This is a genomic window from Psychrobacter sp. GP33 (assembly GCF_014119005.1).
Classification (GTDB): domain Bacteria; phylum Pseudomonadota; class Gammaproteobacteria; order Pseudomonadales; family Moraxellaceae; genus Psychrobacter.
The window spans coordinates 300,683-322,744 of the sequence record NZ_JACGYX010000001.1; the positions used below are offsets into that span (position 1 = coordinate 300,683).

At 41.3% G+C, this 22,062-nt stretch carries 17 protein-coding genes; 4 read left to right on the forward strand and 13 right to left on the reverse strand.

Annotated features, from left to right (window positions below):
* The first annotated feature begins 494 nt into the window (after window positions 1-494).
* Together acnB and H2245_RS01340 are read left to right on the forward strand one after the other, a co-directional pair.
* Window positions 495-3,098, forward strand: a complete 2,604-nt coding sequence (gene acnB / locus H2245_RS01335) for a bifunctional aconitate hydratase 2/2-methylisocitrate dehydratase (RefSeq protein ID WP_182405241.1) — start codon at window positions 495-497, stop codon at window positions 3,096-3,098.
* A 175-nt stretch (window positions 3,099-3,273) separates the two neighbouring features.
* Window positions 3,274-4,263: a hypothetical protein gene (locus H2245_RS01340; RefSeq protein ID WP_182405243.1), complete on the forward strand. Its 990-nt coding sequence runs from the start codon at window positions 3,274-3,276 to the stop codon at window positions 4,261-4,263.
* 139 nt (window positions 4,264-4,402) lie between these two features.
* On the opposite strand, the gene H2245_RS01345 is transcribed toward H2245_RS01340, so the two are convergent.
* The gene (locus H2245_RS01345; protein ID WP_182405245.1) at window positions 4,403-5,200 is read right to left on the reverse strand and encodes an enoyl-CoA hydratase/isomerase family protein; all 798 of its coding nucleotides are present in this window, start codon (window positions 5,198-5,200) and stop codon (window positions 4,403-4,405) included.
* Between the two features lie 404 nt (window positions 5,201-5,604).
* Between H2245_RS01345 and H2245_RS01350 the strand changes: the two genes are divergently transcribed.
* Window positions 5,605-6,417 (forward strand): alpha/beta fold hydrolase, encoded by an 813-nt coding sequence (locus H2245_RS01350; protein ID WP_182405247.1) that lies wholly within the window; start codon window positions 5,605-5,607, stop codon window positions 6,415-6,417.
* 85 nt (window positions 6,418-6,502) lie between these two features.
* Here H2245_RS01350 and H2245_RS01355 read toward each other — a convergent pair whose 3' ends face one another.
* The 5 genes from H2245_RS01355 to H2245_RS01375 form a co-directional block, all read right to left on the reverse strand.
* Window positions 6,503-7,555, reverse strand: a complete 1,053-nt coding sequence (locus tag H2245_RS01355) for an HpcH/HpaI aldolase/citrate lyase family protein (protein ID WP_182405249.1) — start codon at window positions 7,553-7,555, stop codon at window positions 6,503-6,505.
* A gap of 66 nt (window positions 7,556-7,621) precedes the next feature.
* Window positions 7,622-8,809, reverse strand: a complete 1,188-nt coding sequence (locus H2245_RS01360; protein WP_182405251.1) for a cysteine protease StiP domain-containing protein — start codon at window positions 8,807-8,809, stop codon at window positions 7,622-7,624.
* A complete protein-coding gene (locus tag H2245_RS01365; protein ID WP_182405253.1) occupies window positions 8,809-9,624 on the reverse strand; it encodes an HAD family hydrolase in 816 nt (271 codons plus the stop codon). Before H2245_RS01365 ends, H2245_RS01360 begins: the two co-directional genes overlap by 1 nt.
* 58 nt (window positions 9,625-9,682) lie before the next feature.
* Window positions 9,683-10,912: a phosphoribosyltransferase domain-containing protein gene (locus H2245_RS01370; protein WP_182405255.1), complete on the reverse strand. Its 1,230-nt coding sequence runs from the start codon at window positions 10,910-10,912 to the stop codon at window positions 9,683-9,685.
* Between the two features lie 29 nt (window positions 10,913-10,941).
* Window positions 10,942-12,024 (reverse strand): ATP-grasp domain-containing protein, encoded by a 1,083-nt coding sequence (locus H2245_RS01375; RefSeq protein ID WP_259365048.1) that lies wholly within the window; start codon window positions 12,022-12,024, stop codon window positions 10,942-10,944.
* A gap of 385 nt (window positions 12,025-12,409) precedes the next feature.
* Here H2245_RS01375 and H2245_RS01380 point away from each other — a divergent pair, with 385 nt between their 5' ends.
* The gene (locus H2245_RS01380) at window positions 12,410-13,681 is read left to right on the forward strand and encodes a TerD family protein (RefSeq protein WP_182405257.1); all 1,272 of its coding nucleotides are present in this window, start codon (window positions 12,410-12,412) and stop codon (window positions 13,679-13,681) included.
* Between the two features lie 96 nt (window positions 13,682-13,777).
* Here the strand turns inward: H2245_RS01380 and H2245_RS01385 are convergent, their stop codons facing one another.
* The 7 genes from H2245_RS01385 to H2245_RS01415 form a co-directional block, all read right to left on the reverse strand.
* On the reverse strand, window positions 13,778-14,386 hold the full coding sequence (locus tag H2245_RS01385; RefSeq protein WP_182405259.1) for a TerD family protein: 609 nt from the start codon (window positions 14,384-14,386) through the stop codon (window positions 13,778-13,780).
* A gap of 88 nt (window positions 14,387-14,474) precedes the next feature.
* On the reverse strand, window positions 14,475-15,227 hold the full coding sequence (locus H2245_RS01390; protein ID WP_182405261.1) for a TIGR00266 family protein: 753 nt from the start codon (window positions 15,225-15,227) through the stop codon (window positions 14,475-14,477).
* Between the two features lie 180 nt (window positions 15,228-15,407).
* Entirely contained in the window at window positions 15,408-15,983 is a 576-nt protein-coding gene (locus tag H2245_RS01395) for a TerD family protein (protein WP_182405263.1), read from the reverse strand.
* Between the two features lie 398 nt (window positions 15,984-16,381).
* Window positions 16,382-17,449 (reverse strand): DUF475 domain-containing protein, encoded by a 1,068-nt coding sequence (locus H2245_RS01400; RefSeq protein WP_182405265.1) that lies wholly within the window; start codon window positions 17,447-17,449, stop codon window positions 16,382-16,384.
* Window positions 17,450-17,654: 205 nt separating this feature from the next.
* Entirely contained in the window at window positions 17,655-18,230 is a 576-nt protein-coding gene (locus H2245_RS01405; protein ID WP_182405267.1) for a TerD family protein, read from the reverse strand.
* A 153-nt stretch (window positions 18,231-18,383) separates the two neighbouring features.
* Window positions 18,384-20,678: a bifunctional 23S rRNA (guanine(2069)-N(7))-methyltransferase RlmK/23S rRNA (guanine(2445)-N(2))-methyltransferase RlmL gene (gene rlmKL / locus H2245_RS01410; RefSeq protein WP_182405269.1), complete on the reverse strand. Its 2,295-nt coding sequence runs from the start codon at window positions 20,676-20,678 to the stop codon at window positions 18,384-18,386.
* Window positions 20,679-20,810: 132 nt separating this feature from the next.
* A complete protein-coding gene (locus tag H2245_RS01415) occupies window positions 20,811-22,013 on the reverse strand; it encodes a mechanosensitive ion channel family protein (RefSeq protein WP_259365029.1) in 1,203 nt (400 codons plus the stop codon).
* Between the last annotated feature and the right edge of the window lie 49 nt (window positions 22,014-22,062).

Here is a 22,062-nt window from a genome sequence, read left to right on the forward strand (position 1 = left end):
TGATAATCAGCTCATGCTTTATAGAATTGATAGGATGACAAATAAGCTGATGATAAATGCTATTACCAAAACAGAAATAATGATAAACACTACAAGGGCACAATCCATGATGCCATAGTGATGCCAATTAGGCGTAGTGAAGTACTACTAACTAGTAGTGAAGTACTAATAGTCTTTAAATTTAATTGTTTTCTAATTTAACAGAAAAAGGATAGAAAAACACGGTAAAATTAATCTAACCCTATTCTTATCATATTGTTGTCACACGGTCTAACGATAACCAAAATTTTACCTAATCTAATCCACGTTACAAAATACCTCCCATTTTTTTAATAAATGTTGGCTATGCACCTGATTTCACAGCGGGTCATTAACATCTAAGACGATTTACGCTATATTGTTTAAGTGTAATTACTCAATGCAGCGCACCGATGCAGGCGGTCATACTGACTACTCACGTGGTGTGCTGATACCAACCGACGAGGACGACTATTGTGTTAGAAGCTTATCGTAAACATGTCGCAGAACGTGCCGAGCAAGGAACTGTACCGCTTCCATTGAATGAGAAGCAAGTAGCAGACTTGGTTGAGCTACTAAAGAATCCACCAGCGGGCGAAGATGCGTTCTTGGTAGACTTGTTAGAAAACCGTATTCCTGCCGGTGTTGACCAAGCTGCCTACGTAAAAGCTGCATTTTTAGCAGCTATCGTAAAAGGTGAGGCGCAGTCGTCGTTAGTAAGTAAGCAAAAAGCGGTTGAACTCTTAGGTACGATGCAAGGTGGATATAATGTTCAGCCATTAGTTGCTGCACTTGACGATGCTGATGTCGCACAGTACGCTGCTGAAGCATTGAAAAAAACCTTATTGGTATTTGATGCTTTCAATGATGTTACCGAAAAAGCAGAAGCGGGTAATGCCATTGCTAAAGAAGTGGTACAGTCGTGGGCAGATGCAGAGTGGTTCTTAAATCGTCCTGAAGTACCACAAAAAACCACGTACACCACGTTCAAAGTGACTGGCGAAACCAATACCGATGACTTGTCACCAGCGCAAGATGCTTGGAGCCGGCCTGATATCCCATTACATTCATTAGCCATGCACAAAAACTCTCGCGACGGTATTACCGCTGACGTTGAGGGTGAAATTGGTCCGATGAAACAGATTGAAGCATTAAAAGAAAAAGGTCATCCATTGGCCTATGTTGGTGACGTGGTTGGCACGGGTTCTAGCCGTAAATCAGCAACCAACTCAGTATTATGGTTGATGGGCGATGATATCCCTAACGTGCCAAATAAACGTGGTGGCGGTCTAGTATTGGGTAATAATATCGCACCTATCTTCTTTAATACCATGGAAGATTCAGGCGCATTGCCAATTGAGAAAGTAGCCGTTGATAACTTAAATATGGGTGATGTGTTTGATATCTATCCGTATGAAGGTAAAATCACCAAGCATGACTCTGAAGAAGTGCTATCAACCTTTAAGCTAAATTCACCAACACTACTTGATGAAGTCCGTGCCGGTGGCCGTATCCCGTTAATCGTAGGTCGTGGTTTGACCAATCGTGCTCGTGAGTATATGGGTTTAGGTCATTCAGATATTTTCGCTAAGCCAGAAGAGCCAGCCGATACCGGTAAAGGCTTTACCTTAGCGCAAAAAATGGTTGGTAAAGCATGTGGTCTAGCAGGAGTTCGTCCTGGTATGTATTGCGAACCTAAGATTACTACCGTTGGCTCGCAAGATACCACAGGTCCAATGACCCGTGATGAGCTAAAAGACTTGGCGTGTTTAGGTTTCCAATCTGACTTAGTATTGCAATCATTCTGTCATACGGCTGCTTATCCAAAGCCAGTGGACATCGAAACTCAGCACACGTTACCTGATTTCATCATGAACCGTGGCGGTGTGAGCTTACGCCCAGGTGATGGTATTATTCACTCATGGTTGAACCGTATGCTACTTCCAGATACCGTTGGTACTGGTGGTGACTCGCATACCCGTTTTCCAATTGGTATCTCATTTCCAGCCGGTTCTGGTCTAGTCGCCTTTGCTGCTGCAACTGGTGTTATGCCGCTTGATATGCCTGAATCTGTCCGTGTTCGTTTCATCGGTGAACGCCAAAAAGGGATCACGTTACGCGACTTGGTTCATGCCATTCCTTATCAAGCGATTAAAGAAGGTCTGTTGACCGTTGATAAAAAAGGTAAAATCAACGAGTTTAACGGTCGTATTCTTGAGATTGAAGGTCTAGAAGATTTAACTGCTGAGCAAGCGTTTGAATTATCTGATGCTTCTGCTGAGCGTAGTGCTGCTGGTTGTACGATTACCTTGTCTGAGAAATCAGTAACAGAATACCTAACGTCTAATATCACCTTGTTAAAATGGATGATTTCAGAAGGTTATGGCGATGCACGTACCATCAGCCGTCGTATCGAAGGTATGCAAGAGTGGTTGGCTAATCCAAGCCTATTGCGCGCTGACGAAGATGCAGAATATACCATCGATATGGTTATCGATATGTCTGAAATCAAAGAGCCGATTCTTTGCTGCCCGAATGATCCAGACGATGCAAAAACGCTAGCAGATGTGGCTGGTGATACCATTGATGAAGTATTCATTGGTTCATGCATGACCAATATTGGTCACTTCCGTGCAGCTGGTAAATTGCTACAAGACGTCCCAGCAGGTAGCTTGAAAACTCGTCTATGGATTGCGCCACCAACCAAAATGGATGCGCGTCAGTTGATGGAAGAGGGTTACTACAACATCTATGCACAAGCGGGCGCTCGTACTGAGATGCCAGGTTGTTCATTATGCATGGGTAACCAAGCCCGTATCGCACCGAACTCTACTGCGGTATCGACTTCAACCCGTAACTTCCCGAACCGTTTGGGTCAAGGTGCTGACGTTTATTTAGCATCTGCTGAATTGGCTTCGGTTGCTGCGGTATTGGGTAGATTACCAACCAATGAAGAGTATCAACAGTATGCCGGTATGCTCGATAGCATGGGCGAAGAAGTGTATAAATACATGAACTTCGATCGTATGGACACCTATACTGAAGATGCGGATAAAATTGACGTTGCCCAATTGGCTTAGTTTATAATATAAAAAATTGCTAATTATTTAAGACAAAAACCCCGTATCGTGATGATGCGGGGTTTTTTCTTATTAAAGATGAAAGACAAACATTCTTAATAGTTTCTAGAGTAGACTATTTTAATAGTTTTGCTTTATATATGTTTAAACATAGAACTTTTTGGAGGTTATATTTGTGAATTTTGAGGATTATTACCGTTTGAGACAGGCAGAAGAGGAAGTTTTTAAGCGTAAGAATGTTGCTATTAAAATAGAGTACCCTGAGTCCTTAGATGAGTACCGTCAAATCGATGATATTATTCTTGATTTTCATAATGAATTTTATGTCTTTAAAAATTATTTAGATAAATTTTATACACTTATACTTTTTATAGTTATGCTTTTTTTAGTGTTCAGCTTTATTGTTTTTAGCTTTTTAACACTTTCTATAGTAAGCTTCGATTTTTTGAAATACTTTTTCGACATGTCTTTTGAAAAAGAATATGTAATAAAGCTATGGTTTTTTTCTATAGGAGCAAATTTCATTTTATTATTGTTGTTTTTTCCTTTTCTGTTTTTTCGAGATAAAGCTTATGAAAGTAGTTATTATCAAAATTTAGTAAAAACTGACAGTAGTAATAATGAATTTACTAGCGAAGGACTTAGTAAGTTTAGGAGTTTTACCATTAAGGATTACAGAACTTATTGGGTTAAATGTTTATTTGATCTAAAAGACATTGAATATGTATTCACAATTTATAATAACTATATTAGTCATAAAGATGAATTAGATCAAGTGGTTAGTATAAAAGAATTTTTGTCAAACAAGTTTACAAAAGGAATTTTCGCTGTATTTACAACAGGTGTGATAGGCTTCCTAGCGTCTTATAATGCAAATATACAAAGTGAAAACTCAGATTTATTTTCAAAAAATCCGCAATTCTTCTTTGATGCAATATTTATGATTTTTTATAGTTTGTTATCTATATTCTTAACATATTTCCTATTTTTTATTCTAAAAGATTGGTTCTTCAATTTTGTAGACTTGTTTAGAAACAATAGTGAAGTTACAGAGGTCAGAAAAAATAGGCTTGTGTATTATATACATCAGTCAAGAGTTTTAAAGATTAAAGGAAGGTATGGAAAGTTAAGTAATAATTCTAAGAAAATTACTTTCAAAATTTGAATGAAAATAAATCTTCCATTCAATTACCATCAAATTTATCGCTCATAAAAGCGTGCGATAAAACGAAAAATATTTCTCAACTCTAAACTAGCAAGTATAAATAGTCGTTCTAGAATTACCTAGATATAAATATTAAAAGTTACTTACCCTGATAAACTGGCTTCCTTTTTTCCATAAACGCCGTAATCCCTTCTTTAAAATCCTCAGTTTGTGCCATCATCGTTTGTTGATTCACTTCCATATCCAGCGCTTCGTTAATACCCATAAAGGCATGGGTATTAATCATATGCTTCATCGAGGCGAGTGCTTTTGCTGGCAATTGACTCAATCGGGTTGCCAAAGCAAGTACGCTGGCATCAAGTGCATCTGTACTGACCACCTCATTGACTAAGTTTAAGCGTGCCATGTCATTAGCGCTCAGCTTATCGCCCAACATGACCAGTTCGGTCGTCTTTGCTGCACCAACTAGCTGATTCAATAAATAAATACCGCCAGCGTCTGGCACTAGACCAATATTAACAAACGCTTGCACAAATTTAGCATTATCCGCTGCAATACGAAAATCACAGGTTAAAGCAAGATTCATCCCTGCGCCAGCCACTGCGCCTTCTAGTTTGGCGATAATGGGCTTATGAATATTACGCAGTTTTAAACTAATTTCAGCAACTTCAGACACCATAAAATGAATCTTATCCGCAAGGGCATCACTGTCCATGCCGTTCTCTAGCATCTCACCAATATGACCACCACTTGAAAAATTTTGCCCAGCACCTTGTAGCACAATGACGCGTACTTGATCATCAGCATCCGCTTTATTTAATGCGTCCATCATGGCAGCTTTAAGCAGTGTGCTAAAAGCATTTAGCGTCTTAGGATCATTCATAGTAATGGTCGCGATATACTGATTAATGTGATATTCAACGAGAGGCTGTGTCATTGTAAAGTCCTTATAGATAAAATCATGAAAGCGATATAATGCTTAATCTGTACTATAACAGTTTACCCTGATTGTAAAAGTCAGTTTTGTGGACGCTAACGACTGACATGGCACAACATTTGATATGTCTGATTTTAAGATAAATAACACCTTGTCTGCTTTATCTTATAACTCCTAAAATCGCGTTAAAACAATGCTATAGAAGAATGTGATAAAACAAGCGAATAAAAAGTCCTATGAAACTCCTAATTTGTGAATTATGCTAAAGCACTTTTAATGCTAGTCATGGCTTAATGATTTATATTTTACATATAAATAGTAAAATGCTATCAATCAATAAGTTGCTAAGTATCGTTAACTGAAATATAAGATTGTTTTTAACAGTGGCAAACAAGGAGAGAAGAATGCCTGAGATTAAAGTAAATAATGTCACTCTGCATTATGAAGACAGTGCGCCAAACGATACGCAAAAACCGGTGATGGTATTTGCGCATGGGCTGCTATGGAGCACGCGCATGTATGATACACAAGTTGCATTTTTTCAAGATAATTATCGCTGTATTGCTTTTGATTTTCGCGGTCAAGGGCAGTCACAGGTGACTATTGACGGCTACGATATGGAGACATTAACAGAAGATACACTTGCGCTATTGCAGGCACTTAATATTGAGAAATATCATTTTGTGGGACTATCAATGGGCGGATTTATAGGGCTGCGACTAGCGATTCGTCATCCGGAAAAGTTGTTATCCTTAATACTAATGGAAACCTCAGCAGATCCAGAAGACCCGAAAACTGCACCACTATATCGCAAGCTTATCAGTGCCATCCGCTGGATGGGTATGAAAAGAGTAAGTAAAAAGGTTATGCCGATTATGTTTGGGCAACGCTTTTTGACCGATAAGACGCGTAAAGCGGAGCATAAAAACTGGATAAAACAAATGCAAGCCAATCATAAAGTCGGCGTCGTAAAAGCAACGATGGGTGTCATTGAGCGTCAGGGAGTTTATGATCAGATAGAAAGTATCAGCACTCCAACGTTAATTGTGTTCGGTGATGAAGATGTTGCTACCCCGTATTCCAAAGCTGAGCGTATGCACTTTGCGATTAAAGGCTCTAAGCTGGCGATTATTAATGGCGCTGGGCATACGGCAACGGTAGAAGAGCCGGAACAGGTCAATACTGTTATTCATAAATTTTTAGCATGCTGTGTTTAATTTTTAGAGGTCATAAAAAAAGCCGTTATCTATTAAGATAGCGGCTTTTTTTATGTTAAAGAGTGATCGTATGAATAATTGGAGATTAAAGCAACGGTTTATAGTCGCTATTACCATCATTAATGGTGCCAAATACTTCGGCACGATTGATGATTTCATGTGCCCAAGCGCCGTGAGTAGCAGGCTCTAACATGGTATTGTTATATTTAAAGACCGCTTTCGCTTCAGTATGTAGGATAGCTTGTGCTTCATCTAGCATACTTAGCGGAACGCAGTAAGCTTGTTGGACTAAGGCAATTTGACTGGGATGAATGACCGTTTTACCGACTAATCCTAAGCTCACATCACGGGTTAGCTCTTGCATAAATAGCATCGGCTGATCCAAATACTCAAAGACAGGCGCGGTCAAATAAAAACCATGTGGCACAAAGCAACCAAGCAGCTGATAGGCGAGGGTGCCAATCGGGGTGTCATAAATAATACTGTCTTTGGGGCGACGCAGACGTAAGGCTGCAAATAAGTCATTACCACCAATACGCAGCGCAAAAATAGGCTGGCTAAAGGCTTCTTTAAAGGCAATCGCCAACTCTTGATTATGATTTGGATTAAATACAGCTGCCGTCTCTAAGGTTGGCATTAATAACTGCTCGCTACTGAGATTCTGACAGGCCATACGCCAATTGGATAAGCTATACATATCAACTTTGGGCATGACAAAGCCATCAAGCAAATCAATGTTGTCAAAATCTACCAGCTGCTGGAGCATCATCGGATTGCGCGGACGTACAAATACCAGCGGTCGGGTAGGCTGAGTATGCTTCTCTATTGGGTTTGACGGGGCATTTATGCTGTTCACATGCGATGCCCAAGTATTAAGCAAAGTTTGCAGTCGCGTGAGCGCAAGCTCAACATCGCTATGGCTCACCGCGTCTTCTAAGCAAATAATAATACTATTAATCGTTGGTAACTTGTCACGCTTAATCACTTGCCAAATATCTTGCCGAGTGGCAGGCATATATAAGCTTGCGCCCAGCTGATACGGGTGATACATACGTGGTTTGAGCATGGCATGGCGCTCAGTAATCAGATGCGCGTAAGACTGGGTGTTTTGGTACAAAGTAGCAGATGTATCAAGCATAGTAGGTGTCATAAATAATGATGAATAAGAAGTAAGAGTATAAGGGTGATGCACTTATCAAAGAGGTTAGTTGTTTGTATTGCGCTGTTTAATAATCGTAACCGCCTGATAGGGAAGTATTTTACCACCTAATATAACAATATTAATATCTCTCTCGGCACATAAATGGCGCAATAAAGCGGTATCAGGATGATCAGCGTTTGCAAGCAACACACATTCAGGGTCACGGCGTAATATCGCACGCGTTGCCTCGGCAATGGTCGGTTTAATACGATTGCGATTGCTGATTTGATAGCGCGTTGCCAACATATCTATGGTGGATTGAGTCGTATAACGCGGCTGCTTGAAAGTTTGTAGTCGTTGTGGTGACATACTTAGTTGCTGTCGCGCACTATCGATACGCCCAATAAAGGCAAGACTGTGATCATACGCCACCAAATCGTCATAAAATACACTACGATGCAAGCCTTCTTGCGGCTCAGTATATAAGCTACGCGAGATTAACCCTGATACCGTACTGTTGAGTAGTCCTGATGGAATCAACCAATCATCTTCACTCGCTGCAAGCCAAGCAACACCGGCTGGATCAGCAAGGGTTAGTAGTGGAATAACTTCCTTACCTTGATGAAAAATATTGGCAAAATTAGGATGATTAGGATCACTGAATGGCGCAAGACTCGTTGCGAGTTCTTGATAAATTGCCCCTTTCCCCGTCCAACCATCTACAAACACTATTGGGCTGTTTGGATGCTCATTCAAAATCATTTGTAATGCTACTGGATCGAGACCACGATCACGTATGATGCTAATACCATAATGAACGCTTGGCAGGTCATAGTTACTGTTGCTATCTATCAGTGCGCGCTGTAATAACACACCAACAGGTAAACCGGCGCGAACGAGGCTGACCAATATGAATGGCTGCTCTACCGTTACGGTGTGCTGAAAAGTCTGATGTAAAGTGTAAGCAAGATTAGCAATGTCGGTTGCAATGCGTTGCGTCCCTTGTGCCAGCGCTTGCTTATATAGTTGCTCATGCATGGCGCTGGGTGCACCTTCCAAAGTAATCATATCGGAATAATGACGCTGACCACTTTGGATTAACGCTTCCTTTTGCGCGACAGGCACATCGGCAACCGCATTTCTATCGACTATATTCAATAGCACAGTTACATCGCTTGCAAGGTAACTGCCTGAGCCAAACTCATCTAACGTAAGTTTATTTGCGGTAATATCCTGATTAATAGCGTTCATTAAGTGTGCCAAGTTTTAAGTTGTGAATGTAATTGACCGCGATTGGGCATACCGTACCAGTCTAATAATTGCAAAAAGGGCAAATCTGCCAAGCTATCACCAAAGCCAAAGCTGGGTCGCTCCTGGTCTAAATGATGGTCTAATAAAAACTGTACTGCATGTTGCTTATGAATTGCGTGTGGCAGTATTGCTAAATTATTAGCATTCACATGCACGTAAAAATGCGTGTCAAAATCCGGAATCAGTGTTGGTAGTTGCTTGGCTAATAATTCCAATGCCTGATGGTCTTTTTGTGCATGTTTAACTGCTAAATAGATCGTCAGTTCAGACCAGTTAAAATTATCTCTATGCGGAGTGAATAACAAATCACTCTGAGCGGTATTATCTATATTGGCAATTAGTTCAGTAAGCTGTATTAATTTGTCTTGTAGCGGTAGCAACTTGGTAAAAATATGCTGTTGCCAAGCATCTAAAGGCGTACTATTAGGTGTTAATATCACTGCACCATGAGTCAATACTTGCCAGCTATTAAACGGTAGTTCGACCCGCTTTATTTCTGCCGTATCACGTGCAGTAACGACTATTAATTCAGTACTGGCAAGTAGCCAATTAAAGAAGGACGCTTGGCGCTGACTCATAAAACTAAGCGGTTCGCCTTGTTTATTGACCGTCGCGCAAACAAGATTATCTGGTTCAGCGGTAGGCAAGTTCCATGCGTCAATCTTACGTTGCGTTTGAAACAAGGTGTCGTCTAAATCCATGAGCGCGTATGGTTTTATAACATCAACGCTGGGCTGAAAAAATAGAGTATTCATAGTTATCCGTGGTCAGTCTATAGAGTAGATTGTGATATTGCATAAAAGGTATGGAAAATTATGGACTTACCACCAGTACATTATCCAAATCTTTCCATAGCCCATCAACGCTATCCGCATCCGTTTCCACACACAATACAATCAAATCCCAATCTGTAGGCTTAACATTATAAGCAAAATTAGTCATGCCAAGCCCATAGTTATCAGTAAAACTAAGCATAGTAGTAATTGCCCCGCCAAGGGCGATGGGTGAGCGAGTTAATGCACTAAACTTAACAGTGCCATGACTGCTATCTAAATTCGCGTTTTGCTCTAACCATTCAGCCAATAAAAAAGGCAACCACACAAACTCGTTACTACCTAAGATCAATATCTTTTGTGGCAAACTCGTTGTACAAAATTTACTTTGTCCCTTAAATTTAGTGAAACTTTGCTGAAATTGAACTAAGTAATTAGCAAAGCCATCCGTACTATCTAGGCTTGGGAAGCGTCCCCAATTGCCGGTATTACCTAGTGTTTGCGTGCCCGCTGACGTGGTATCGACCGATGGCATAATAATGGATTCAGGATTAGGCGCATCTGTCCATTGCCATGCGCCAGATAGCAAGTGATGACGCAGAAATTCGATGTCTGGTAAGCGCTCAGCTAGGGCATCGTCCATACCTGCCTGACCCAAGGACCAATCAACCAGCGTCGTCAGATGGACTTGCTCTAATTGTGTCAAACCTGCATCACGTAAGGCGCTGACCACATTGATACAAGTGTTACCGGTAGACGCTTCATCATCAACCATAATTAAGGTTTTACTGGCAAGTAATTGCACTTGGGTAAATTGATTACTACTTTTATAAATCAGATGTTGGCTGGCATGACTATGGTCTTCACTAAAAGTGGTTAGCAATGTTTCAGTATTATCATCGTCGTGCTGTGCGTGACGAGTCGAGTTCAGCAATAACGCATTTGGATAGCGCGTTTGTAACGCTTGATGGACGCCCGCAGACAGCCCAACCGCTGTTTCTGCCATACCAATGACTAGAATTGGCTCAGGTAAATTATCAGGCACTGAAGCTGCCAGATCAGTAAAGGCTTGGCGCATAATACTGGGTGCGACCGGAATATGGCGTCCTAAAACTTTTGAGACAAACAAAAACGCACGTTTTGGATTTATACGTTGCGCAAAATCAAGCAAGTCTTCTAGCTGATAAGAAGCATCTTTATGCGTTTGATACGTTAAATCCAGCGTACCGCGAGGTAAGGTAATCGTAGTACTGTGTTGCTGTGTAGACATTCATATTCCTTAACGCATTGCATGGATTACTAAAGCTTAATACTCATCATAATAGAGCGGACTTGGCAGGGTATAATTTGCGCAGCAACAGTCTCTAATTCTGGCTTGTCAGTGAAACTAAGCCAATAACCAAAGCCGACTTGCGTTAAGTCGAAACCGCTATGAGTCGTATAGCCAATGCCACCAGATGGGCGACTGTTAATCTCAAGAGCACGGTGCTGACCTGTATCGTCCGCTTTGGTCTGTACGCTAACGATACCGTCACAATCAAACGCTTTAATAAGTGGAATAACCACATCCATGACAGACTTATCATAGCCAATATGCTGAATTTTACCAGTCTTATGACGTGTGATCGCTGCCAGTACTTCACCATGCTCACACACCACATCGATAGAATATTCTTGACCTGCTAGATACGGCATTAACAGCATAGGAATGGGCTGTTCCTTAATCATTTGACTGCGCTCATAAGCGGTAATAAACTGCTCAGTATTGATTTTTTTATCTTCAGTAAAATATAAATGCTCAAAGCTATCATAGCGCTCATCAGTGTCTTTACCGGTATCTAAGCGCCAAAATCCTTGGGCAAAGATACCCGTTACCGGCTTCACGCATAACGGCTGATGGTCATGTTCGGCAAGTAATGTGCGTAGCTCATCGATATTATCAAAACGCCACGCTTCAGCGACTGGGATATCATGGGCGTGACAATGTTGCATAAAGGCAAATTTATCTTCAATCATCTCTAGCGCTGACACGCTCGTTGCACCCGTTAATAAGCGAATACCAGCTGCCGTAAATAGGTCACGGTGTGCTTCATAATCGATGCCATTGCGCCCCGTTAATAGCACTTTGACATTATCTTTTTGTGCCTGCTTTAACACAAACTGCCAACGTGGCAAGACATTTTTAACGTGAGACTGTGCATGATTATCGATAGAGGCGCTATCCTCATTATCATCAGCGTCAGCGTCTAACCGCGCTACAGACGGCTCATAATAAACAGTATCCGCAAATTCAAAAATCTCTGGGCGCTCATGACGATGTGAGGCAATAATATTTAATGGCGTGTTGGATTGTGTTTTAAGCGCTTGTAGGCTTTCCAGCATATCGCGCTGGCTTGATTGACCTTCAGCTAACCATACCGCTGCTAAATCAGACTGCTCATTAGTACTTTCAGATTGGTAATTGCGATCAACGTTATCGTTGCTTCTATCATTGGTATGAGCATTATTAATAAGATTGTGCATAATTCTCTCAGCGCCGGCTTGATTCATATTTTATTGACTGCGTTTTATTTTTAATGATTAGTTTATCGTATTTTATGATCGCCATTATATACAAGTGCAGCCGGATATAAATGCTTAACGACAAACCATATGTCAGTTAATCGCAATTATTTTGCTAAGTAAGCCCATAAAAAAATAGTCGACATCCGTGCTACTATACATTGAGCGTTACTATAAAAAATAATGTAAATGATAAGGATAAATCATGAGTCAAACCTTGATTGCTGGAGCCAATGCAGCTTTACCAAACGATGCCATTAGCGTCCGTATTTTAAGTCAAAATGCCATTGACTGCGCCGCTTATCGGTTAACAACAGACGGTCGCGTGCGTGGTGACGGTGATATGATATTTTATGGTCAAAAGCGCAGTGATGATGGCAATGTCAGCTTTCGCGGTCATGATAGTGATGGTTTTTTTGATATTAATTTGCCAGCACAGCCTGCCAATATTGATAAAATTGCCCTCGCGTTTTCAAGCGATCAGCCCCTTGCGCAAATTGGCGATGTCGAGATCCAAGTTTTACAAGGCAATCATGTGCTGCTTACCTCTCAGCTTAGTGCTGCCGGTCGTACGGAAAAAGCCATTATCCTAGCAGAATGTTATCGTCGGCAGGGCAGCTGGAAGTTTCGCTTCATTGCTCAAGGTTTTGATGGCGGCCTAAAACCTTTATCCGAGCATTTTGGCGTTGAGATTGCCGATGATGTTCCTGCTCCAGCTCAGACTCATTCATCAGCATCTATCAATACCCAGAAGCCTACCAATACTCAAAAGCCTATTAATACTCAAAGAGCGGTCAGTCCACCACCGATTCCTACCGTCAACAATAGCGCTACCAAACCGTCAGTTAATCTAAGTAAAATTACGTTAACCAAAAACCAATCTAGTATTAATTTAACCAAGCGTGATGACTTTGGCAAAATATCAGTCAATCTTAACTGGAATCAGCGTCCAGATATCACCAAGCAAGCGCCTAAAAAAGGACTGCTAGGCGACTTATTTAAACAGCATAAAGAAAGCGGCATTGATTTAGATGTTGGCGCAATGATTCATCTTAAAAATGGTGAGAAAACCCTGATTCAAGCTTTGGGCAATCGCTTTGGTAGCTTATCATCAGCGCCCTTCGTATGTTTGCGCGCCGATGATAGAACGGGGCAGACCAGTGGCGGTGAGTGGCTTGATATTAATGGGCAACAGTGGTCACAAATCGAAGAAGTGTTTATTTTTGCTTTCATTTATGAAGGCGCGCCGAATTGGGCACAAACGAATGGCGTGGTCACTATTCATGTTCCTGGGCAGCCACCGATTGAAACACAATTAACAGAAGGTGCTGGTAATCTACCGATGTGTGCGATTGCGCGCTTGGTCAATCAAAATGGCAGCATCAATGTTGAGCGTATTAATGAATATTTTAAAGGGCATCAAGAGATGGATAAAGCCTTCAACTGGGGCTTTAGCTGGAAGCGAGGCAGTAAATAAGTAGTAGAAAAGCCGCTCTATAATAATTGGTAATCAAGAAAAAGCCCATCTACTGTAGATGGGCTTTTTCTTGACTAATTAAGCGTTTTAATTCAGTTACGCATGCGGTGTGATAGCAGGCATTAAATCATGGAAGGTGCGCCCAGAAGCGGTTTCGCCGATTGCATGCATTTTCCACTCATTATTATGACGATACACTTTTGCCATAATCATAGCCGTATGAGGACCTTGTGATGACAAGTTATAACGTGCAACTTCACTGTTATCATTGGCATTAACAATACGACAAAATGCATTTTCAACTTTCTCAAAGCTCTGTCCGGTAAAGCTGTTGACCGTAAATACCAATGATACGATGCTGGCTGGTACCTTTGATAAATCAACATTGATGACCTCATCATCGCCTTCTCCATCACCGGTGCGGTTATCACCAGTATGGACGATACTGCCATCTTTTGACTTTAATTGACTGAACCAAACGGTATCAACTGGCTGTTTATTGCTATCAAACATGATGCAGGACGCGTCCAAGTCAATAGAATCACCGCCGCTACCGCCGCCGAATAATTTACCTAGTAGACCACCTTTTTTTTCTTGAGGCGCTTGTGCCACATCCCACCCCAATCCTAATTTTACTTGGGTGAGCGTACCACCAGCTTCTTTGCTTAAGGAGATTTTTTGTCCCTTTTGTAGACTGACTGCCATACGATAATCCTTATAATAGTTGCATTTGAAGTTATGAAGAATAAGCTTTTATACTGATAAAATTTGGAAAAAATGTTGATAGATCTAATTATAAAACATTACCCATAAAGCCACTGCTACCACCACGCCCGCCTGAACTAGTACCCAAGATACTTTGTAGCCAGCCTTGATAACTGTCACGATTACGTGAGCAGATGACCACTTTACCTGTACCGGAGAAGTTTAAAACCATACCTTCACCACTGGTGACAGAGTTAATGATATTGCCCATAAAGCCTTTTTTCTTGCTAGTAGCAACTGAGAGTTTATAATCCAAGCGCGAATCCCAACACACCACATGACCATTATCAATAATCACATCTTTACCGGGCTCTACATCAATCTCGAACAATGAGCCGAAGCCTGAAACCACGACTTGACCGTTACCTTGTGTCTGCATGACCATAAAGCCGCCGGTATCGCCAAATATTGCACCGCCTAAATTACGCTGAATCTTAGCTTTGACATCAACACCTGTTTGCGCGGCAACAAATGCGCCATCACTCAATGTATATTGCTGCGCACCCACATCAAGTATCTGCATATCGCCATCAAGTGTAGGGGCAAGTAGACAATCACCTTCGCCATTGACCGCTTCGATCTGCTGCTGAAATAGTGATTCGTCATTGGCAAAGCGTCGCATGAGTGACTGCACTAATCCGCCTTGCAGCTTACCTTTAAGCTCAAGATTGGATTCCATCATGACCATAGCATTGGCTTCACAATAAATTGAATCGCCCTTTTTAAGGTTACAATGTAAAAAAGGTTCAATCGTACCGATTAAGCTAAAGGTTGCTGCCATGGAGTGAAAATCCTTATATTGGTGCTTTAATAATAGTGATACTTTGATACAATTTTGAGTATTTCTTTAAAACTAGGTTTCAAAACATATTTTCACTAGCCTAGTACTTTTAAAGCCATCAAATGTGATAGTAAGACACACTTGATGGCTTTTTTAAGTTTGCCGATTCAGCTTTTAGTCTTAAACATTAACGCCATAAGATGAAGCTAATGGACCTAGACCACCGCTAAAGCCTTGACCGACAGCGCGGAATTTCCAATCACCACTATGACGATATAGCTCACCGAAAATCATTGCAGTCTCAGTGCTACCGTCTTCTGATAAGTCATAACGGGCGATTTCAGCAGCGCCATTGTCATTGACCACACGGATATAGGCATCGCCGACTTGACCAAAGTTTTGGTTACGCGCTTGACCTTCATAGATAATGGCACATAGTGCAATTTTGCTGACGTCAGCTGGGACATTCGCTAAGTTTACTTTGATGGCTTCATCATCGCCAGCGCCTTCGCCAGTACGGTTATCACCGGTATGTTCAACAGCGCCATTGTCTGATTTTAAGTTATTAAAAAAGATAAAATCTTGGTCATTACGAACTTTGCCTGCTTCATCAACTAAGAAACCAATAGCATCTAAATCAAAATCTTGACCGTCAGTTGCGCGAGGATCCCAGCCAAGACCAACGGTGATGTTGGTTAAACCTGGCGCTTCTTTTGATAAGTTGACGTTACCGCCTTTCGTTAAGCTAATAGCCATGTAAATGTCCTTTGGTTTATTAATTAAAAGTTTAGTAATTGAATTAATTTTTTGATTATAAAGTGTATTCAAAATAATACAGCATAATAACTGCTGTGGTAGTAGTTACTTATAATACTACCTGTGAGCTATACGCTGCATCTCATTACGTTTTACTATACTTAGCGAATGAGCACTAAGCAAGACGAATTTTGTCTGTTTACTAAGCGACACAATAACTTCGCACAGCAGACAGATTTTTTACAGCTGCTATTAGGCTAGATAAGATATGGTGATTAAAAACAAGCGATCTACAGCGAATAGATGAACTATTAGGCCTTAAAAAACAGGTCATACCAAATGCTTGATATGACCTGTAATAAGCTAAAACTGTAAAATCTTAAACGTGTTACTAAAGCTTAAGTCAATTGCTTGGCTAGGGTTTTACGATGTTTTAGTGATGCCAACAATGCCCAGCCGATGAAGGCAATACCGATTAGACCGGTAATGATTTCAGGCACATGGAATTTCACTGATAATAACATGATGATAGCTAGGGCACCGATGGCATAATGCGCGCCATGCTCAAGATAGATGAATTCATCCAGTGTGCCTTTGTCCACCAAAAAGATGGTCATCGAACGCACGAACATCGCACCAATCGCCAAACCTAACATGATGACAATCACATCATTTGTGATGGCAAATGCGCCAATCACGCCATCGAAACTGAATGAGGCATCAAGGACTTCTAAGTATAAGAAGCCAATAATACCGCCTTTCATAATGGCGCTTGTTGCTCCAGCGCCAGAACCACTTTCTTCGTTTTCTAAGTCTTCTTCGAGGTCGCCCTCTAACATACCAGAGACTACTTGTACCCCTAGGTAAATTAAGATACCCCAGATACCAGCAATCAATACGGCATAGGCTTGGTCAGCATTTGCCCACGTGACGGCAACCATCAGAACGATTAGCGCCACAAAAACGCTCATAGCATCAACTTTGCCCAGTTTCGCCAAGCGGCTCTCAAGCCAATCAAACCAATGCACTTCTTTATCATCAAAGATAAAGTTTAAGAAGACCAGTAATAAGAAAATACCACCAAAAGCAGATATCTCAGCGTGATGCGCTAACAGTTTGGCAGAGTACTCTTTAGGGTCATATAGAGCTAAGTTAATCACTTCCATCATGCCAAGGTCTGCGGTAACCGCAACAATAACAATCGGGAATACTAAACGCATACCGAATACGGCAATGATAATACCGACAGTTAAGAAAATCTTTTTCCAAAATTCGTCCCAGTGTTTGAGCACTGAAGCGTTGACTACCGCGTTATCAAACGATAACGAAATTTCCATGACAGCCAAGATAGCGGTAATTGATAGAGTGGTTATCATTCCGCTCATACCGCCATGTGAAAATCCCCACCACGCGGCTACCATCAATGCGATAGCCGTGAAAATGAAGTCTAAATAAAAATGTCTCATGACATATCCTGTCTGGTTACGTAAAGCTAAGGTCTATCTATTAAAGATGTAGACCATAAAAAAGCGGCTATCGCTAGCCACTTTTTTATGCATAATTTTAAATGAAACATAAAGCATTATTATAAATTTAGCTATAGCGAATTGTGGCTATTTTGCAACCAAATGTGCTTTACTTTTTAGACACGATATAAATATAAATCGTAACTTAGATATTGACACCGTATTGTTGACACATCGCTTGCAATCCGCCAGCATAACCTTGACCGACTGCGCGGAATTTCCACTCACCGTTATGACGATAAACTTCACCAAACACCATCGCAGTCTCAACAGAATAGTCTTCTGCTAAGTCAAAACGTACCACTTCAGTACCGGTTTCTTCATTCACAACACGAATAAAGGCATTGGCAACTTGACCGAAGTTTTGGCTACGCGCAGCGGCATCATGAATGGTAACCGTCACGACAATTTTATCAATGTCAGCAGGCACTTGGGCGAGATTTACTTTAACGACTTCATCATCACCATCGCCTTCACCAGTACGGTTATCGCCGGTATGTTCAACCGCACCATTGTCTGATTTAAGCTGATTATAGAAGATAAAATCGTGGTCACCGCGTACTTTACCTGAAGTGCCTACTAAAAATATACTGGCATCTAAGTCGAACTCAGCACCAGAGGTTGCGCGTTCATCCCAGCCAAGTCCGATAAGTAGCTTGTTTAGGTTAGGGTCTGTTTTAGTCAGCGATAAGTTACCGCCTTTGTTCAATGATAAAGCCATGATATATCCTTGTTATTAGAGTGGTTTATTGGAGCAGAGTAAACAACGATATAAAAATGTTTACTAAGTAGCGCTCTATCATAACAACAAAAAATGACCCAATCAAAGTCGATTGAGTCATTATTGTTTTAAAACCGTTATTGACTGATGAACTTAACGATGGCGAATCTCAAAACTTTGATGAATCGGTTTTTTAACATCAAAATCAAAGCCAATGGTTTGCGCTGTGATATCAATAATATTGTAGCGTTCAGTTAATTGCTCATCCAACTCAAAACGAGTAAAGTTATTTGAGAAATACAATACGCCATCAGCCGTTAAGCGATTCATCGCCCGATTGATAAGCGCAGTATGGTCTCGCTGTACATCAAAGGTGCCTTGGAATTTTTTCGAGTTTGAAAAAGTCGGCGGATCAATAAAGATAATATCGAATTGTTCCGTATTGTCTTTAATCCACTCAAAAATATCGGCGGCGACAAAGTGATACTTATTACCGCTGACATTTAGACCGTTTAGAGCAAAGTTTTGTTTTCCCCAATCGAGATAATTCTGTGATAAATCGACGCTGGTGACTTTTTTAGCGCCTGCCAATGCTGCATGCACACTGGCGGTACAAGTGTAAGCGAATAAATTTAGCACCGCTTTGCCTTTACTATTGGCTTTGATACGTGCGCGCATATTACGGTGGTCAATAAACAGACCAGTATCAAGGTAATCGGTGAAGTTTACGTAAAAATAAGCATTATCTTCACGAGCGATATAAAACTTACCGCGCTTTTCGGTATTACCTTGCTTGCTATATTGGTCATTACCCGATTGGCGGGCGCGGGTTTTGATAAAGATTTGCTCACGGTTAATACCAAACACTTCACGAATACCCATTAACGCCAAGTTAAAGCGTTTTTTAGCCGTTTCAGGTGGAATGGTTTTCGGTGGTGCATATTCTTGGACGTGGACATAATCACCATATAAATCGATAGCCACTTTAAAGTCGGGCAAATCGGCATTATAAACGCGCAAATTGCTGACATTTTCTTTACTAGCTTGTTTTTTAAGGCGACCCAAGTTTTTTTGCAAACGATTGATAAAGTCTTGTCCTTCTTCAGACACGATTTCACGTTTTTCAAACTGGCTCATTAAATAACCGACTTTCCCAGCAATCAATGTGCCGTAACGGAAATAAACTGTGATTGCACCATTATGGCAGCGCAAGGTTTTTGGCTCTTTAATCGGTAAAATATCTACTTGTTCGACATGAGACGCTAATATGCCCAGCATTGGCGTGATACCGCTACCGGCAAAGCTGTCTTGCAAAATAAGCCCAATCGCTTGATACAGCGGCTTAATCATCTCTTCATCACCCAAACGTTCACCATAAGGTGGGTTGGTGATAATGAGTGGATTGCTCAATCTGCCGTCATTCACCATCGGACGTAAGCGGTTATTGAGTTGGTCAAGGGCGCGGGTTTCAAGGTCAATAAGGGGTAATAAGTCATGTAGACCAGCAGCGATTAAATTCTTCTCTGTCGCTAAAATAGCACCGCTGTCCGCATCAAATCCTAAAATAAGGGGCAAAGTATCTGGTTGCTCACAAGCAATCGCTAATGCTTCGCGGAATCGCGTTTGTGCATCATCAATCATCGACAACCATAGCGTTTTATCATGATGTTGCCATTGATAAAAACCAAATTGATTAGCCGCTTTATCAATGCCGACCGCATAATCGCAATGCATGAGCAAAGCTTCGATAAGAAATGTTCCTGAACCACACATTGGGTCAATTAACGCATTGTAATAAGGCGCGTCACCTTCGGCACTTTTCTTATGCCAGCCTGCGCTATAGAGTAGGGCAGCCGCTAGATTTTCTTTTAACGGTGCATCGGTCATTGCCACGCGATAACCACGGCGATGCAAGCTAGTACCTGATAAATCTAGGTATAATTCTGCTTGTTTATCATTCACTGTAGCAAAAATAGAAAAGTCTGGATTTTTACTGTCTACGTTTGGACGGCTGTCAAAAGCTTCAGTAAAGGTGTCAGCAATTGCATCCTTAATACGTAGCATCGCAAACTGCTGACTGACCGCAACGCGCTTATCGACAGACAGACGAATCGCAAAGGTTTGCTCAAGTTTAAACTCTTTTGTCCAGTCAACTGACTTTGCCAAACCGTACAGCTGCTCAGCCACATCATATTCAGCATTGATATTTTTGCGTTTGATGAGCATCAATACTCGTGATGCTACTCGCGACCATAAACAAATTTGATATAAATCCTGTAACGAGCCAGTGACGGTCAGACGTCCCGTACTTTTGATTTCGCTCTCAATACCGAAGCTGGTTAGCTCGGTTTGCAGCGGTACTTCTAGCCCATCGGCACAGGTGATAATAAGGTCAAGCGATAATGCGGTTGATGTAGATAAAGTGGCGGGCGCGGTGTGTTCGGTCATACGGATACCTGTGTGGCTAAATGGGCGAAGCAAAAAATAAAAAAGAAATTTTGACCGATAATTTTACCATAATTCAAAGCATAAGTTTTAGAGCTAACCACTTTTCCTTGCAGTAGCAGTCATCGCTCTTTGTTAATCGCTTTTCTTATCTAACGGTATGGGTGCTATGGCAGTTTCCGCTACTAATTGCTTATCAGCCGCAAAAGACTGATCGGTAATAGGGTAATCGCCAGCTTTTGGCATTAAGAGGCGTATATGCGGATAAGGGGTCGTAATATTGGCAGTATCAAAAGCGCGCTTGATGTTCTCGGTAAGGTCTTCTTTAATTTTTGGCATGCGCGCAACCGAGGCAGGTTTGACCCAAAAACGCACGATAAAAAAGATACCAGATTCGCCAATTTCTGCCACCGTCGCTGACGTTTCAGGGCGACTTAGCACCACATCGGTATCACTAAGCACTTGTAATATCTCGCTGCGCGCTGCATCAATATCGCCTTCTAAGGCAATACGTACCCGAATATCGAAACGAATAAAGTTCTTGGAAGTTAAATTGGTCACCTCAGAGGAAGCTACTGTAGCATTTGGCACAATGACGGTGATGTTGTCACGGGTTAAAATATGGGTGGTACGCAGCGATATAATCACCACGCGCCCTTCAACATCATTGATATTAATCCAGTCGCCAACCTGGAATGCCTGATCGATCAAAATTGTAATCCCAGCGATAAAGTTCGCTAATGTTGACTGCGCGGCAAAGCCTACTGCTAAGCCAACAATACCTAAACCTGCCACTAAAGAGACAATATCAAAGCCAAATTGCGCCATGACGCTGGCAAGCCCAAAGACTAAAATTAATACGGTAAGGATGTTTTTTAGCAACTGTTCAATGGACGCATTCATTCCATAATGCTGCAAAACTTTATGAATAATTTGACCCGAAGATGCCCAAAGAACGTAGTAAATACCAGCCCAAACGCTGGCTTTTGCCGTAGACTTTACCGTGCTGGGATCAAAATAAATCTGGCTCATAATGGCAATTATGCTTGCCACTACCCACATATATCGCAATATTGAGCGTGCGATTTTAACCCGGCGTTCATTTAGACGAATACGGGCAGTATTGTGCTTGACCAAATAAATTGCTAACCAATAAAAAAAACCTAAGATGACTAATAAAATTAGAATCTTAATACTGGTGCTGGTCAACTCTACGGCATGAGCAGTCCAGTCGCGGGATCCTTCTTCCTCTAATGTGCCACCGATGGCAAGATATAAGCTGGAATGTAAGTCACGAACAATTTCTTGAAAAAAATCAGTAATACCAGCGATGGCCATTGTCTTATCCATGGGGTTTTAATAATGAATACTTATCTAAAAGGGTCTC